Below are 14742 nucleotides of genomic sequence, written 5' to 3'. Positions count from 1 at the left end.
GGGTTCACGGGAACGCGACGGTGAGCGTCACCGGGAGGTGGTCGCTGGCCTCGGTACGCGGCGCGCGCACCTCGGCGGCGGTCAGGCCCGGCGAGACGAGGACGTGGTCGATCTGGGTACGCGGGTCGTCGGCGGGGCTGGTCCGCAGCGGCCGGGCGGCGGCCAGCGCGTCCACCAGACCGGCCCGGGTGAACTCGGCGAACGCCGGATCGTCCGGCTCGGTGTTGAGGTCGCCGCCGAGCACCAGCGGCCGGCCGGCCGCGTATTCGCCGGCGAACGCGGCCACCTCGCGGGCCTGTTCCACCGGATCCCGGCCGGGCGGCGGTTGCAGGTGGGTGGCGACCACGGCCAGCTCGCGCCCGCCGAGGTCGAGCGTCACGCCGAGCGCCTGCGCCCCGGTCGGCGCGCCGTGCGCGGTCAACGGCCGGGTCCGGCCGGAGCGCACCGGGAATCGGGTGAGCACCGCGTCGCCCCACACCGGGTCGGCGGCGGGCGCGAAGACGTACGGCATCCCCAGCCGACCGGCCAGCAGCGCCACCGTGTCGTGCCCGCCGTTGAGCCACCAGCCCCGGTCCACCTCGCTGAGCAGCACCACGTCCGCCCCGCGCAGCTGTCCGGCGACCGCGTCGAGGTCCAGCCGGCCGTCGATGCCGAAGCCCATCCGGATGTTGTAGGCGGTGACCCGCACCGTCCCCGGCGGGCCGCCCGGCCGGGGGTCCGACGGCGGGGCGTGCAGGTGGGCGGCGAGCCCGGCCGACGCCGTCAGGCCGAGGAGGAGCCAGGTCCGCGCCGGATCGGGCAGGGTCGGGGCGGACCACGGTGGCCCGGTGAACGCCACCAGAGCAACCAGGACGGCCGCGGCGACCGGCACCCACCCGTTGGGGTACCCGAGGTCGTAGGCGGCGTAGTAGGCCACCGTGGCCACCGCGAAGACCAGCATTCCGACGACGGCGGCCCGACCGCGCCGCGCCGCCGCCCGTCCGTCCGGGTCGGCGCCGGCCACCGCGTCGTCGGTCGTCGAGTCGGTCAGCGCCAGGCAACCGCCGAGCCCGGCGGCGGTGAGCAGGTACGCCGGGACCAACCGCCCGGTCGCGAACAGCACCGCGCCCGCGACCAGCGCGACCGGCCAGAGCACCCGGGCGAGACGGGTCGGCATCCGGAGCAGCACGCCCGCCAGGAACAGCAGGACCGCGTACCCGCCCAGCACGGGGACGGCGGGACGGGCGAGGCCGGGGAAGTCGGGGGAACCGGCGCCGGCGGCGGCGCTCCAGACCGCCGGGGCGAGCGCGATCTGGTTGGCCAGCAGCAGCGCCGGACCGCAGAGCAACCAGGCCCGCCGCCCGGCGGACGGCGTCGCCGGCCGTCGTGTCGCGGAGAGCCCGGCCGCGGCGAGGAACGCCAGCACCAGCGGGACGCTCAGGCTCCACCCGAGCACACCACCGCGCCAGACCAGGTCCTCGGTGCCGAGCAGGGCGTGCCCGACCGCGTTGCCGGCCAGGCCGAGCGCCAGCCCGGCGACCGGCCGGTCGACGAGCGCGGCGGCCGCGGCGAGCCAGACCAGGCCGGCGAGCAGCCCGGCGCACGCCAGCCAGAGCTGGGCCGTGCCACCGGGACCGGCGGTCAGGAGCAGGCGTACGGCGGCCAGCACGCCGGCCGCCGCGAGGCCGACCGGGCGGACGCCGAGCCGGCGTACCAGGCCGGGCGCGGCCAGCGCGAGCACGAACCAGCCGAGCGCGAACGCGCCGAGCAGCTCGGCGGGCGTCTCGGCGGCGCGGCCGAAGAGCGTGATGACCGACGGGAGCCAGACCCGAAGCACGTCCAGCAGGACCGTGACGCCCAGGGCGAGCGCGAGGGTGCAGAGGTGACGGTGCCGCACGGGCGCCTCTTCTCGTGACCGACGGGGGTTTCGGCACGGCGATTCTGCGCGGCGGCGCGGCGGGCGGTCAACGCGTACCCACGGACGAGGGCGCCCACCGCGAACGGTGGGCGCCCCCGGTGGGACGGTCCGGTCAGCGCCGGGTGGCGGCCTTCTTGGCCGGCGCCTTCTTCGCGGGCGCCTTCTTGGCCGCCGTGGTCTTCTTCGCCGTGGCCGACTTGGCCGCGGTCGTCTTCTTGGCCGCGGTGGTCTTCTTGGCCGTGGCGGACTTCGCCGCGGTCGTCTTCTTCGCCGCCGCGGTCTTGGTCGCGGTGGCCTTCTTGGCCGGTGCGGCCTTCTTGCTCGCGGCCGTGGTCTTGGTGGCCTTCGCCGCCGTGGTCTTCTTCGCGGCCCCGGTGGTCTTCGCCGCCGTGGTCTTCTTCGCCGCCGCGGTGGTCTTGGCGGCCCCGGTGGTCTTCTTCGCGGCGGCGGTGTCCTTCGGCACCTTGCCGCTGGCCACCATCTCCTTGAAGCCCGCGCCCGCCCGGAAGGTCGGGACGGAGGTCTTCTTGACCTTCACCGCCTCGCCGGTCCGCGGGTTGCGCGCTGTTCGGGCTCCCCGGACGCGCTTCTCGAACGCTCCGAATCCGGTGATCGCCACCTTCTCGCCCTTGGTGACCGCCGCCTGGACCTCAGCGAGAACCGCGTCGAGCGCGGCCGTCGCCGTCTTCCGGTCCCCCAGGCGAACGGCGAGCGCCTCGATGAGCTCGGCCTTGTTCACGACTTCCTCCCGATTGTGCAACTGACTCGACGCGAGCCATTCTGCGCGCACGGTATGCCCTGTGCTGCCTGGACACAAACATTCGGTGGAAAAAAGCCCTTGTGTCGCAACGGATTCGCCCCCACCGGCCGGGCCGGTGGGGGCGAAAAGGGGGTACGGGTCAGGCGATCGAGGGCAGGAACACCGGTCGGGAGGCCTCGTACGTGGCGATGTCGGCCTCGTGCCGGAGGGTGAGTCCAATGTCGTCCAAGCCCTCCATCAGCCGCCACCGACTGTGGTCGTCCAGCGGGAAGGCCCAGGTGGCATCCCCGGCGCGGACCTCGCGGGCGTCGAGATCGACGGTGACCGGAGTGGTCGGATCGGATTCCGCGAGCGCCCAGAGTTGCTCCACGGCACTCAATTCCAGCTCGACCGGAAGGAGCCCTTCCTTCAGCGCGTTGCCGCGGAAGATGTCGCCGAAGCGGGGCGACACGACGGCCCGGAACCCCCAGTCCCGCAGCGCCCAGACGGCATGCTCCCGGGACGACCCGGTGCCGAACTCCGGACCGGCCACAAGAATCGACGCTCCCGAATAAGCGGGATCGTTGAGAACGAATGACGGGTCCTCCCGCCACGCATTGAACAGGCCGTCGGCGAAACCGGTCCGGGTCACCCGCTTGAGGTACACGGCGGGGATGATCTGGTCGGTGTCCACGTTGGACCGCCGCAGCGGCACCACGGTGCCGGTGTGGGTGGTGAACTTGTCCATCTCTCGGCTGCCCTTCTACAGGTCGGCGGGGGCGGCCAGCCGGCCGACCACGGCGGTGGCGGCGGCGACCGGCGGGGACACCAGGTGGGTACGCCCGCCCCGACCCTGGCGGCCCTCGAAGTTGCGGTTGGAGGTCGAGGCGGAGCGCTCCCCGGGCCTGAGCGTGTCGGGGTTCATCCCCAGACACATGGAGCAGCCGGCGAACCGCCACTCGGCGCCCGCGTCGGTGAAGACCTGGTCCAGCCCCTCGATCTCGGCCGCCTCCCGGACCGCGGCGGAGCCGGGAACCACGAGCATGCGTACGCCGTCGGCGACCCGCCGCCCGCGCAGCACGTCGGCGGCGGCCCGCAGGTCCTCCAACCGGCCGTTGGTGCAGGAGCCGACGAAGACCACGTCGACGGCGAGGTCGCGCAGCGGGGTGCCGGGGCTGAGGTCCATGTATTCCAACGCCCGCCGGGCGGCGACCCGCTCCGGCTCGGTGTCGAACGCCTCCGGGTCCGGCACGGTCGCGCCCAGCGGCACGCCCTGACCGGGGTTGGTGCCCCAGGTGACGAACGGCGTGATCCGGCTCGCGTCCAGCGTGACCTCGGTGTCGAACGTCGCGCCCTCGTCGGTGGGCAACGTCCGCCAGTATTCCAGCGCCGCGTCCCAGTCGGCCCCCTGGGGCGCGTTCGGCCGCCCCTTCAGGTACGCGAACGTGGTCTCGTCCGGCGCGATCATGCCGGCCTTGGCGCCCCACTCGATGGACATGTTGGCGATCGTCATCCGCCCCTCCATCGACAGGTCGCGGATGGCCTCGCCCCGGTACTCGACGATGTGGCCGCGACCGCCGCCGGTGCCCACCTGCGCGATCAGCGCGAGCACCAGGTCCTTGGCGGTGACGCCGGGCGCCAGTTCGCCGACCACGTTGACCGCCATGGTGCGCGGGCGGGCCTGCGGCAACGTCTGGGTGGCGAGCACGTGCTCGACCTCGCTGGTGCCGATGCCGAACGCGAGCGCGCCGAACGCGCCGTGGGTGGCGGTGTGCGAGTCGCCGCAGACGATCGTCATGCCGGGCTGGGTGAGACCGAGCTGCGGGCCGATGACGTGCACGATGCCCTGGTTCTCGTCGCCCAGCGGGTGCAGCCGCACCCCGAACTCGGCGCAGTTGCGGCGCAGCGTCTCGATCTGGGTGCGGGAGGTGGGGTCCGCGATCGTGAGCAGGTCGCCGCGCCGGGAGCGGAACGCAGGGTCGTCGTACCCGGTCGGGGTGTTGTGGTCCTCGGTCGCGATCGTCAGATCGGTCCGGCGCACCCCGCGCCCGGCCAGGCGCAGCCCGTCGAACGCCTGCGGGCTGGTCACCTCGTGCAGCAGGTGCAGGTCGATGAAGAGCAGGTCCGGCTCGCCGGCGGCGGAGCGGACCACGTGCGCGTCCCAGACCTTCTCGGCCAGGGTCCTCGGTTGAGTGACTCCCACCATCTGGACATCCTAAATTCTGGGAGGTAAATTTCGGCTTGTGGGACACAGTATGAGCGGTGTCGGCGTTCTCGACAAGGCGGTGGTCATCCTGGCCGCCTGTGTCGACGGCGCCAGCCTGGCCGAACTCGTTGAACGCACCAAGCTGCCCCGGGCCACCGCGCACCGGCTGGCACAGGCGCTGGAGATCCACCGGATGCTGGTCCGGGACACCCAGGGCCGATGGCGCCCGGGTCCACGCCTGGGCGAGCTGGCCAACGCGGCCCCGGACGTGCTGCTCACCGCCGCCGAGCCGCTGCTCGCGGCGCTGCGCGACGCCACCGGCGAGAGCGCCCAGCTCTACCTGCGCCGCGCCGACGAGCGCATCTGCGTGGCCGCCGCCGAGCGCGCCAGCGGTCTGCGGGACACCGTCCCGGTCGGCTCGGTGCTGCCGATGACCGCCGGCTCGGCGGCCCAGATCCTGCTCGCCTGGGAGCCACCGGAGGCGGTCATGCCGCTGCTCCCCCGCTCCAAGTTCACCGGCCGCACGCTGGCCGAGGTGCGCCGGCGCGGCTGGGCGCAGAGCGTCGCGGAGCGGGAGGCCGGCGTGGCGAGCGTCTCCGCCCCGATCCGGGACCGCACCGGGCGGGTGATCGCCGCGATCAGCATCTCCGGTCCGATCGAACGCCTCGGCCGCCGCCCCGGCGAACGCCACGCCATGGCCGTCGTCCGCGCCGGCCAACGCCTCTCCGGCCTCTGACCCCCGGCTGCCCGGCTGCCCGGCTGCCCGGCTGCCCGGCTGCCCGGCTGCCCGGCTGCCCGGCTGCCCGGCTGCCCGGCTGCCCGGCTGCCCGGCTGCCCGGCTGCCCGGCTGCCCGGCTGCCCGGCTGCCCGGCTGCGAGATCTTGGTACGAAACGGCCCCTCCAGGGGCCGTTTCGTACCAAGATCTTCGCTGTTCCAGGCGGCGGCAGCCGTCCCGCTCCGTCGATCAAGGAGTTTGCGTCGGATCGGGGCAGCGCGGGTGACGCGAACTCCTTGATCGACGAGGAGCGACCGGGCCGGAGGGGACGAGGAGCGACCAGGCCGGAGGGAAGGCAGAATGTCGAACGGCCCGTCTCGCGGGAGCGAGACGGGCCGTTCGATGACGTAGCCCCGACCGGATTCGAACCGGCGCTACCGCCTTGAGAGGGCGGCGTCCTGGGCCGCTAGACGACGGGGCCAGGCACTTTTCCTGCTTCACCACCCTGCCGGGCGGCGTGGCAGTAGTCTAGCGGCACCGCGTCCGGCACCGCCGCCGGGGGTCACCCCCTGCGCGGGCAGCCGAACAGCAGACGCGGGGGAGCCGAACAGCAGAACAGCCCGCCCCGGGAAGTGGGACGGGCTGACGGTGCTGTAGCCCCGACCGGATTCGAACCGGCGCTACCGCCTTGAGAGGGCGGCGTCCTGGGCCGCTAGACGACGGGGCCAGAACCTTCTTGCACTCCGGCAGCGGTGAACTGCCGGAATCCAGCGACCGGGGTTCTTGCGAACCCGCGGCTGCGCTGGGGTACCAGGACTCGAACCTAGACTAACTGAACCAGAATCAGTCGGGCTGCCAATTACCCCATACCCCATTGGCCCCTTGCGGCGCCGGGAATGAACTTTACCCTCCCGGTGCCGACAGGCCAAATCCAACCCCCCGAACCACCCTTGACCTGCGGAAACGGGGCGTCGGACGGATCAGGCGACGGGGACGACGGGGTTGCTGAGTTCCCCGATCCCCTCGATCCGCACGGTGACCGTATCCCCCTCGGTGAGCGGGCTAACCCCCGCCGGCGTGCCGGTGAGCACCACGTCGCCGGGAAGCAGCGTCATCACGTGCGAGATGTAGGACACCAGGCCCGGCACGTCGAAGACCATGTCCTTGGTCCGGCCGAGCTGGCGGACCTCCATCTCCTCCGGGTTGCGGCCCACCTCGCACCGGATCTCCAGGTCGGCCACGTCCAGCCCGGTGGTGATCCACGGACCGATGGGGCAGAACGAGTCGAAGCCCTTGGCCCGGGTCCACTGGCCGTCGGACCGCTGGAGGTCCCGCGCGGTGACGTCGTTGGCGCAGGTGTAGCCGAAGATGGCCCGCTCGGCGGCGGCCCGGTCGGCGCGGCGGGCGCCCGGCGCCCCGATCACCACGGCCAGCTCCGCCTCGTGCTCCACCTGCTTCGAGAAGATCGGCAGGCGGATGGCGTCCCGCGGACCGATCACCGAGGTGGACGGCTTGAGGAAGAGCAGCGGCTCCTTGGGCACCTCGCTGCCGTGCTCGGCGGCGTGCTCGGCGTAGTTACGGCCGACACAGACCACCTTGCTGGGCAGGATCGGCGACAGGAGCCGGACGTCGGAGAGCGCCCAGCGGGCGCCGGAGAACTGGATCTGCCCGAACGGGTGGCCCTCGATCTCGGCGATGGTCAGGCCCTGCGGCCCGGCCTCCGGTTCGCCCTCGACGACTCCGAACGACATTCCCTTGGCATGAGCGAAACGAGCGATACGCACCTGGCCAATCTATCCCCGACGCCGGCGGGTGGCGGCCGGTCCGGCCCGGCGCGGCCGGCCAGGGTACGCCGGATCACACCGGCCGGGGCGGGATTGCCGGCTTCGTACCCGCCCGGCGGGCCCCGGACCATAGCTTCGGGTCCGGAGGTTCGTTGGTATGCCTGCATCGAGACGACACCACAGGACCCTGGCAGTGCTGGTGAACTGCCTCGGCGTCATCGCCGCCGTGCCCGCGCTGCCCCCGGCGGCGCCCCGGGCGGCCGCCGCTCCCGCCCGACCGGCCCCACCGCCGGCCGCGGTCGCGGCGCCGGCCCGCCCGGCCGAGGCGGCCACCCCGATCCCGACCGGCGTCCCGGCGGTGCCGCCCGCGGTGCCGACCACCGGCCCGGCTCCGGTCCCGGCGTCGATGCCACCGGTGAGCGTGGCGGTGGGCGCGGCCGGCACGCCGGCGCCGGGTTACCGGATCGAGGTGCGCAACGCCGGTGCGACGCCGGTCGAGACGCTGGTGCGGCAGGAGCTGCCGAGCGGCTCCCGCGCCACCACGGTGACCGGCGGGGGTCGGGCCACCGGCCCGGTGAGGGCGACGGCCGGCGAGGTCACCTGGCGGCTGCGGCTGCCGGCGCGGAGCACCACCACCCTGCACACCGCGCTCGCGGTCACCGGCCCGGGCCGTTCGGTGACGGCCCCCACCTGCGTCTACGGCACCGACGGCACCCGTCCGTACGACTGCGCCACGGCGACCTGGGTGGGCGCGGCCACGGCGCCGGCGGCGCAGGTGACGGCGGCCCCGGCCTGGCGTCGTCCGCCGGTGCTGCTCGCCGCGTTCGCCGCGCTGCTGGTGCTCACCGGCGGCCTGCTCTGGTGGGCGGCGGCCCGGCGACGACGCCGGCCCGCCACGACGAGCGGGGGCACGATCGGGGCGTCGGGCGCGACCGGGACTCGACCGGCCGAACCGGTCGCCGCGAGCGGGGCGGGCGGCCCGGAGGACCGGGGCACCGTCTACCCGCGCCCGGCGCTGCCCACGCCCGCCGTCCGACGTCGCCGGCCGCCGGTCTGGCTGGTGGTCGGCGTGGCCGCCGCGGTGCTGGCCGGCGTGGTCGGGGCGGCGGCGTGGACGGCCACGCAGCGGGTCGCCGCGATGGACACCACCAAGCAGCCGACCAGCGGCGCCTGGGTGGGCAGCAGCGTCACCGGCGCGCTGGGGGTGCCGTTGCGGGAGACCGCGTTCGAGTTCACCGTCTACCGGATGAGCTGCGGGACGGGGGTGCTGCCGGCGGCGCCGGGCGGCGGGCGGCCGTGCCTGGCCACCGTGGGCGTGCGCAACCTCACGTCCGAGCAGCAGACGTGGCACGGTCAGTTGCAGCGCGCGTACCTGCCCGGCGGCAACTGGGTGGCCGCGGACGAGAACGCCACGCGGGTGGCGAACCTCGGCCGGGACGTGTTCGCCCAACCGGTGGCCGCCGGCCGGCGGGTGCTGCTGCCGCTGGTCTTCACCGTGCACGGCGGCGAGCCGCCGAAGCAGTTGGAGCTGCGCAGCGGGGTGTTCTCCGCCGGCGTGCGGGTGGACGTGGACTGACCGGGGTGCAGGCGGCGGTCGTACCCTGGGGTCCGTGACCGCCGCCCTCGCCCCCGCCGCCGTGCTCGACGCGGCCGACTGGCAGGCCCGCCGGCGCGCCCACGAGGAGCGGGTCGACGCCTGGCTGGCGCCGCACCTGGCCCGCCGCCGCACCGGGGTGAAGCATCCGGTGGAGGACTTCCTGTTCACCTACTACTCGCACCGGCCGGCGCAGCTGCGCCGGTGGCACCCCGGCGCGGGCGTGGCGCTGCGCGACGCCGACCCGGCCGGGTTCGGCCCGGACTACACCGCCGGCGCCGTCGGGCTCACCCTCGACACCGAGCGGGTACGCGCGCGGCGCGCCGAGTCGATCGACTGGATCCGTACGCTGCTGGCGGCCACCGCCGGTCGCCCGGCGCACCTGGGCTGCTTCGGCATGCACGAGTGGGCGATGGTCTACCGGCAGACGCAGGAGCAGGTGCGGCACAACGCCTGGCCGTTGCGCCTGAGCCCGGAGGCGACCGCGGCGGTGGTCGAGGAGCGTGGCGTGCGGTGCAGCCACTTCGACGCGTTCCGGTTCTTCACCGGTCCGGCCCGGCCGCTCAACGTGCTCCAACCGACCCGGGAGCGTCAGCACGCGCTGGAGCAGCCGGGCTGCCTGCACGCCAACATGGATCTCTACAAGTGGGCCTACAAGCTCTCGCCGCTGGTGCCGTCGGAGCTGGTCGCGGACGCGTTCGCGCTGGCCCGGGAGATCCGCGTGCTGGACATGCGGGCCAGCCCGTACGACCTGGCGGATCTGGGCCACCCGCCGGTGCGGGTGGAGACCCCGGAGGGCCGGGCCGAGTACGCCGCCGCCCAGCGCGGCTTCGCCGAGCGGGCCGCCGGGCTGCGGTCCCGCCTGCTGGCCGCGCTGGACCGGTCGGCGCCCGCCGGCCCGGCCTGAGCCGGGCCGCGGCGGGTCAGCCGAGCGCGCAGGCCGGCGTCGGCGAGCACGGACGCGGGTCGACGCCTCCGGCTCAACCCTCCGGATGCCCCCGGTGTCGGGCCCACTCCGGCGCGAGGATCGACATGACGGTGGCGTCCACCCAGCCGTCGCCGTCGCGCAGCACCTGCCGCAGCGTCCCCTCGGCCACGAAGCCGACCTTCTCGTAGGCCCGCCGGGCGCGCGGGTTGAACGCGAACACCTCCAGCCCGACGCGGTGCAGGCCGAGCTGCTCGAAGCCGTGGCCGACGATCAGCCGGACCGCCTCGGTGCCGAGGCCCCGGTCCCGTCCGGTCGGCCCGATGAGGGTGCGGAAGTTGCAGCTCGCGTTGGCGCGGTCCCACTCGTTCAGCACCACCTCGCCGACGCAGCGCCCACTGGCGCGGTCGACCACGGCCAGGTCGAGCCGGTCGGTCTGGCTGTTGCGGGTGCCGTACCAGGCCCGCAGCCGGGTGTCGGGGAAGCCTTCCCCGGGCGGGCTCCCGGTCAGCCGGGCCACCTCCGGGTCGGTCAGGATCTCCGCCAGCGCGGGCAGGTCGTCGTCGTGGAACGGGCGCAGCAGCACACGCTCGCCGGTGAGCGTGGGCTTGACGGAGAAGTCGGTCGGCACGGGATGGATTCTGGGCAGCCGCGCAGCGGGCCGCAAACTTTTAAACCGCTGCCAGCCGGCCCGATCGGGCAATCCCCGACGCCCGAACCTCGGGCCTTGGCACAGTGGGGAAATGGGCGGGGTCGGTCGGATCCAACTGGCCGACCAGGCCGGCGGGGTCAGCCGGCTGGAGTTGTTCCTCGACCTGATCTTCGTGTTCGCCTTCCTCAACGTCACCGGGTTGACCGCCGAGCAGCTCAACCCGGCCGGTCTGCCCCGTGGACTCCTGCTCCTCGTGCTGCTCTGGTGGTGCTGGACGCCGTTCGCCTGGCTCGGGACGATGGTGCGACTGGATCGGGGCGTCCTGCCGGTGGCGATGTTCGGGCTCAGCGCCGCCCTGTTCGTGATGAGCCTGACGGTGCGGGAGGCGTTCCTGGATCGTCCGGGCGGGCTGTCCGGTCCCGTGGTCTTCGCCCTGGGTTACCTCGTCGTGCGGGGCACCGCGCTCGCCGTGGCCACGGTGGCCACGACGGACCGGACCGGGGTCCGGCACCTGATCCGGAGGGTCTGGCCGCCCGCCGCGGTGGGTGCGCTGTTCCTGCTCGCGGCGGCGGTGGCGCCGACCTACGTCCCGGATGCCGTCACCCGGGAGTGGGTCCGATTCGCCCTGGTCGGTTGTGCGGTCGTCGTCGAGTACGGCGGCGTCCTGCTGGTCGGAGCCCAGCGGTGGCGGATCGCCTCCATACCGTACTGGGCGGAGCGACACGCGCTGATCATCCTGATCGGGTTCGGCGAGACGATCATCTCGATCGGGCTCAGCCAGGGCATGGCGGTGGCGCAGCCGCTGACCCCGGCCGTGGCGATCGGGACTCTGCTCGGTGTCGTGCTCGCCGGCGCGCTCTGGTGGACGTACTTCGACATCGCCCGGTTCGCGGCGGAGAAGGCGCTCCAGCGGGTCGCGAGCGACCGGCGCGCGGCACTCGGACGGGACGCGTACAGCTTCCTGCACCTGCCGATGATGGCCGGACTGATCCTCGTGGCGCTGGGACTCAAGAAGGCACTCGGCGAGCTGCGGGTGCACAGCGGGGAGAGTGATCCGCTCCTCGGGGTGGCGACGCTCTACGGCGGGGTGGTGCTGTACCTGGTCGGACTGGTGCTGTTCGAGCTGCGGACGCTACGCATCCTGGGCCGCTCGCCGCTGCTCGGCATCGTGCTGGTGCTGGCGGCCGCGCCGGTCGCCCCGCGCCTGCCGGTGCTCGCCGAACTGGCCGTGCTGGCGGCTGCCGTGGGCGCGACCGCGTTGGCCGACGCGACGATCTTCCGGCACCGTCACCGGCGCCTGCACGTGGCCATCGGCGGCGCCCACGAGCACGCCGGCGTCACACCGAAGGAGCTCTTCTTCGACCTCGTCTTCGTGTACGCCTTCCTCCAGGTGGCGGCGCTGATGGCCGACGACCCGACGGTGAGCGGCGTCGTCCGCGGCCTGCTCGTGCTCACCACGCTCTGGCTGGCCTGGTGCGCCTACGCCTGGCTGGCCTCGGTGGTGCGTTCGGAGAGTCCCCTGGTACGCCTGGTGATGGTGCTGGTCGTGGCGGTCACCGCGGTGATCACGCTGGCCGGCCCGCAGGCGTTGGCGGACGCGCTGGGCGGCATGTCCGGGCCGCTGGTCTTCGTAGCCTGCTACGCCGTGATCCGGCTGCTGGTGCTCGTCTCGTTCGCCGGTGCGGCACGACAGCACCCGGGGATGTGGCCGCCGCGGCCGGCCCTGGCCACCGTGCCCAGCCTCGTCGCGCTCGGCCTGCTGCTGATCGCGGCGCTGGTGCCCGAGCCGGTGGGTGACATCCGAGCGCTCCCTCCGGTGCGGGTGGGCCTGTGGATCGCGGCGATCCTGGTCGACGTCCTCGGCAACGCCCGGGTCCTGCGCGTGCTGCGGATCGAATCCGCCGCGCACTGGGCCGACCGGTTCAGCCTGATCGTCATCATCGCGCTCGGCGAGGCGGTGATCTCGATGGGCACCGCGCTCGCCTACACCCCGATCTCGGCCCGGATCATCGTGGCGGTCCTGCTCGCCACCGGGCTGCTCGCCGCATTGTGGTGGGCTTACTTCGGCTGGGACAGCGCCGAGGGGGAACGGGCGTTGGAGGCCGCCGACGGAACGGTCCGGACGCGGATCGCCCGGAACGCGTACATGTTGCTGCACCTGCCCATGGTCGCCGGGATCGTGCTGGTCTCCCTGGGCCTGCGGAAATCCATGTCGGTGTTGGGCAGCGCCGGTCTCCTCACGTTGGGACCGCCGCCGTACCTGTTGGGGCACGCCGCGCTCTTCGGCGGGGTGCTGCTCTACCTGGTCGCCGTGCAGGCGTTCCACTCGCGGACCGTCGGACGCCGCCGGCCGCTCCGCGTGGCGCAGGCCGGGCTCGTGGCCGCGTTGCTGCCGCTGACGGCGGGGCTTCCGGCGCTGGTGTCACTGGCCCTGCTCACCGCGGTCTGCCTGGCCGTCACCGCCATCGAGGCGACCCGTGGCCGGCCCGTACCCGCCGTGCAGCCGGTGGTCTCGCACTGACCACCGGAGGATCAGTCGCCGTCCACCCGACGGTCGCGCTTGCGCTGCGACTGCCGCTTCTTCTCGGCCAACCGGCGCTCCTTGGCGCCCCGCGACGGTCGGGTCGGGCGGCGCGGCTTCGGCGGCGGGGCGACCGCCTCGCGCAGCAGGGCGGCCATCCGCTCCCGGGCCGCTTCCCGGTTGGCCAGTTGCGCGCGGTGCTCGCTGGCCGCGACGGTCAGCACGCCGTCGACCAGCCGGCCGGCGAGTCGGGTCAGGGCCCGTTCCCGCAGTGACTCGGGCACGCTCGGCGAGCCGGCCAGGTCGAAGCTCAACTCGACCCGCGAGTCGGTGGTGTTGACCCCCTGTCCGCCCGGCCCGGACGATCGGGAGAACCGCTCCCGCAGCTCGGCGGCGGGCACCACGAGCCGGTCGGTCACCCGCAGTCCGTCGTCCACGCCCCCGAGGCTAGCGCCCCGGACGGTGGCTCGGGGTGGGGGTTCCGGTCGGGGTGGGACTGGCCCGCTCCTCGTCGGAGCCCGACGCCGCGTACGCCGCCGCGCCGACCGTCAGCAGGGCGATCACGGCGATCTTGACGACCACGCCACGGATCGCGGTCCAGGCGTTGCGCCGGGCGCCGGGCACGCTGGTCCGGATCGTCTGGTAGTCCTTCCAGCCGCGCTGGGCACGGGCGTACGACGCGCCGACACCGGCGCCGATGACCAGGCCCACCACGAGGAGGGCCGCGATGACAGCTTGCTCCACCTCCGCCAGTATCCATACTCAGCGTAATATTTCCATTGTCCGATGCTCCCACGCCGGATATCCGACAGTTCCGCGGCGTCTGCGCAGCTCAGCCGCCACGACCGATGATGGTGTCGGCGGTCTGCTGGACCTGGTCGATCGGGATGGCGAAGCCGATGCCGATCGAGCCGTTCCCGTCGATGGTGGCGATGGCGGTGTTGACCCCGACCACCTCGCCGCGCGCGTTCACCAGCGGCCCACCGGAATTGCCCGGGTTGATGGAGGCGTCGGTCTGCACCGCCGTGTGCCGGCCGTTGCCGATCCGCACCTGCCGGTTGAGCGCGCTGACGATACCGGCGGTGACGGTGCCGGCCAGCCCGAGCGGCGAGCCGACCGCGAGCACCGGCTCCCCCACCCGGGTCGAGTTCGCCTTGGCCAACGGCAGCGGCGGCAGCCCGGCGGACGCCGGCACCTTGAGCACCGCGAGGTCGCTGCCCGGCTCCCGGCCCACCACCTCGGCGGGGAACCGACGCCCGTCCGAGGTCTCCACCGTCACCGGCCCGGAGCCACCCCGGGCGAGGATGTGGTCGTTGGTGACGATGTGCTGCTCGTTGTCGATGGCGAAGCCGGACCCGGAGGCCCCCGCGCCGGACTTCCCGGCGACCATCACCGACACCACGCCGGGCACGGTCCGGCCGGCGGCGGTGACCAGCTCCGCCGGCACCGGCGCGGCCGAGGCCGCGGACGGGCCGGGCGCGCCCCGGTCGGCGGCCCAGGTGCCGGCCGCCGCGCCGGAGACGGTGGAGAGCGCCACCACCGCCGCCGCGCCCAGCAGCCGGCTCTGCCAACTCCGCCGCCCCGCCCCCTGGTCGGGGCCTGCCCCGTCCCGGTGCCCGCGCCCGTCCGGGTCCAGCTCCGGCGAGACGAACCACGGACCGCGCGGCTCGCCGAGTCCGGTCTGCACTGCCATGCCTGGCTCCTCACG

At 74.0% G+C, this 14742-nt stretch carries 13 protein-coding genes and 3 tRNA genes; 4 read left to right on the top strand and 12 right to left on the bottom strand.

Annotated elements, in window-relative coordinates; genetic code table 11:
- Positions 1 to 4 precede the first annotated feature (4 nt).
- The 4 genes from ACN27B_RS16665 to leuC form a co-directional block, all read right to left on the bottom strand.
- A complete protein-coding gene (locus ACN27B_RS16665) occupies positions 5 to 1876 on the bottom strand; it encodes an endonuclease/exonuclease/phosphatase family protein (RefSeq protein WP_422740955.1) in 1872 nt (623 codons plus the stop codon).
- A 133-nt stretch (positions 1877 to 2009) separates the two neighbouring features.
- Positions 2010 to 2636: an HU family DNA-binding protein gene (locus ACN27B_RS16660; protein ID WP_098743362.1), complete on the bottom strand. Its 627-nt coding sequence runs from the start codon at positions 2634 to 2636 to the stop codon at positions 2010 to 2012.
- A gap of 160 nt (positions 2637 to 2796) precedes the next feature.
- Complete coding sequence (gene leuD / locus ACN27B_RS16655) at positions 2797 to 3384, bottom strand: 3-isopropylmalate dehydratase small subunit (RefSeq protein WP_091580488.1); 588 nt, start codon at positions 3382 to 3384, stop codon at positions 2797 to 2799.
- Positions 3385 to 3399: 15 nt separating this feature from the next.
- Positions 3400 to 4842: a 3-isopropylmalate dehydratase large subunit gene (leuC, locus tag ACN27B_RS16650; RefSeq protein ID WP_099162179.1), complete on the bottom strand. Its 1443-nt coding sequence runs from the start codon at positions 4840 to 4842 to the stop codon at positions 3400 to 3402.
- 49 nt (positions 4843 to 4891) lie between these two features.
- Between leuC and ACN27B_RS16645 the strand changes: the two genes are divergently transcribed.
- Positions 4892 to 5578 carry an IclR family transcriptional regulator gene (locus ACN27B_RS16645; protein WP_013284529.1) on the top strand — a complete coding sequence of 229 codons (687 nt, stop codon included), beginning with the start codon at positions 4892 to 4894 and terminating at the stop codon, positions 5576 to 5578.
- A 388-nt stretch (positions 5579 to 5966) separates the two neighbouring features.
- On the opposite strand, the gene ACN27B_RS16640 is transcribed toward ACN27B_RS16645, so the two are convergent.
- The 4 genes from ACN27B_RS16640 to ACN27B_RS16625 all read right to left on the bottom strand — a co-directional run bounded on the left by ACN27B_RS16640 (position 5967) and on the right by ACN27B_RS16625 (position 7342).
- Positions 5967 to 6039 (bottom strand) — tRNA-Glu (locus ACN27B_RS16640).
- 173 nt (positions 6040 to 6212) lie between these two features.
- Positions 6213 to 6285, bottom strand: a tRNA-Glu gene (locus ACN27B_RS16635).
- A 75-nt stretch (positions 6286 to 6360) separates the two neighbouring features.
- A tRNA-Gln gene (locus ACN27B_RS16630) sits at positions 6361 to 6432 on the bottom strand.
- Between the two features lie 106 nt (positions 6433 to 6538).
- On the bottom strand, positions 6539 to 7342 hold the full coding sequence (locus tag ACN27B_RS16625; protein ID WP_098743366.1) for a fumarylacetoacetate hydrolase family protein: 804 nt from the start codon (positions 7340 to 7342) through the stop codon (positions 6539 to 6541).
- 157 nt (positions 7343 to 7499) lie between these two features.
- On the opposite strand from ACN27B_RS16625, the gene ACN27B_RS16620 reads away from it, so the two are divergent.
- Positions 7500 to 8918 carry a hypothetical protein gene (locus ACN27B_RS16620; RefSeq protein WP_422740954.1) on the top strand — a complete coding sequence of 473 codons (1419 nt, stop codon included), beginning with the start codon at positions 7500 to 7502 and terminating at the stop codon, positions 8916 to 8918.
- A gap of 34 nt (positions 8919 to 8952) precedes the next feature.
- Positions 8953 to 9843, top strand: a complete 891-nt coding sequence (locus ACN27B_RS16615) for a 3-methyladenine DNA glycosylase (protein ID WP_422740953.1) — start codon at positions 8953 to 8955, stop codon at positions 9841 to 9843.
- Positions 9844 to 9916: 73 nt separating this feature from the next.
- Here the strand turns inward: ACN27B_RS16615 and ACN27B_RS16610 are convergent, their stop codons facing one another.
- On the bottom strand, positions 9917 to 10492 hold the full coding sequence (locus ACN27B_RS16610) for a GNAT family N-acetyltransferase (RefSeq protein WP_099162182.1): 576 nt from the start codon (positions 10490 to 10492) through the stop codon (positions 9917 to 9919).
- A 112-nt stretch (positions 10493 to 10604) separates the two neighbouring features.
- Here ACN27B_RS16610 and ACN27B_RS16605 point away from each other — a divergent pair, with 112 nt between their 5' ends.
- Positions 10605 to 13034: a low temperature requirement protein A gene (locus ACN27B_RS16605; protein ID WP_422740951.1), complete on the top strand. Its 2430-nt coding sequence runs from the start codon at positions 10605 to 10607 to the stop codon at positions 13032 to 13034.
- A gap of 11 nt (positions 13035 to 13045) precedes the next feature.
- Here ACN27B_RS16605 and arfB read toward each other — a convergent pair whose 3' ends face one another.
- The 3 genes from arfB to ACN27B_RS16590 form a co-directional block, all read right to left on the bottom strand.
- Positions 13046 to 13471, bottom strand: coding sequence for an alternative ribosome rescue aminoacyl-tRNA hydrolase ArfB (gene arfB, locus ACN27B_RS16600; RefSeq protein ID WP_091580508.1), 426 nt, complete (start codon positions 13469 to 13471; stop codon positions 13046 to 13048).
- A gap of 10 nt (positions 13472 to 13481) precedes the next feature.
- Positions 13482 to 13778, bottom strand: coding sequence for a hypothetical protein (locus ACN27B_RS16595; protein WP_098743372.1), 297 nt, complete (start codon positions 13776 to 13778; stop codon positions 13482 to 13484).
- Between the two features lie 88 nt (positions 13779 to 13866).
- Positions 13867 to 14727, bottom strand: coding sequence for a S1C family serine protease (locus ACN27B_RS16590; RefSeq protein WP_098743373.1), 861 nt, complete (start codon positions 14725 to 14727; stop codon positions 13867 to 13869).
- Positions 14728 to 14742: the final 15 nt, after the last annotated feature.

Origin of the sequence: Micromonospora sp. WMMD754, assembly GCF_049315235.1 — a bacterium.
Taxonomy (GTDB): domain Bacteria; phylum Actinomycetota; class Actinomycetes; order Mycobacteriales; family Micromonosporaceae; genus Micromonospora; species Micromonospora sediminicola.
The sequence above is the reverse complement of the archived record's forward strand: the minus strand, read 5'-3'. Positions and strand labels throughout refer to the sequence as shown.

Coding starts and splice junctions, on each gene's coding strand:
- ACN27B_RS16620 (WP_422740954.1), top strand. CDS start 7,500: ATGCCTGCATCGAGACGACACCACAGGACCCTGGCAGTGCTGGTGAAC.
- leuD (WP_091580488.1), bottom strand. CDS start 3,384: ATGGACAAGTTCACCACCCACACCGGCACCGTGGTGCCGCTGCGGCGG.
- ACN27B_RS16590 (WP_098743373.1), bottom strand. CDS start 14,727: ATGGCAGTGCAGACCGGACTCGGCGAGCCGCGCGGTCCGTGGTTCGTC.
- ACN27B_RS16605 (WP_422740951.1), top strand. CDS start 10,605: ATGGGCGGGGTCGGTCGGATCCAACTGGCCGACCAGGCCGGCGGGGTC.
- ACN27B_RS16645 (WP_013284529.1), top strand. CDS start 4,892: ATGAGCGGTGTCGGCGTTCTCGACAAGGCGGTGGTCATCCTGGCCGCC.
- leuC (WP_099162179.1), bottom strand. CDS start 4,842: ATGGTGGGAGTCACTCAACCGAGGACCCTGGCCGAGAAGGTCTGGGAC.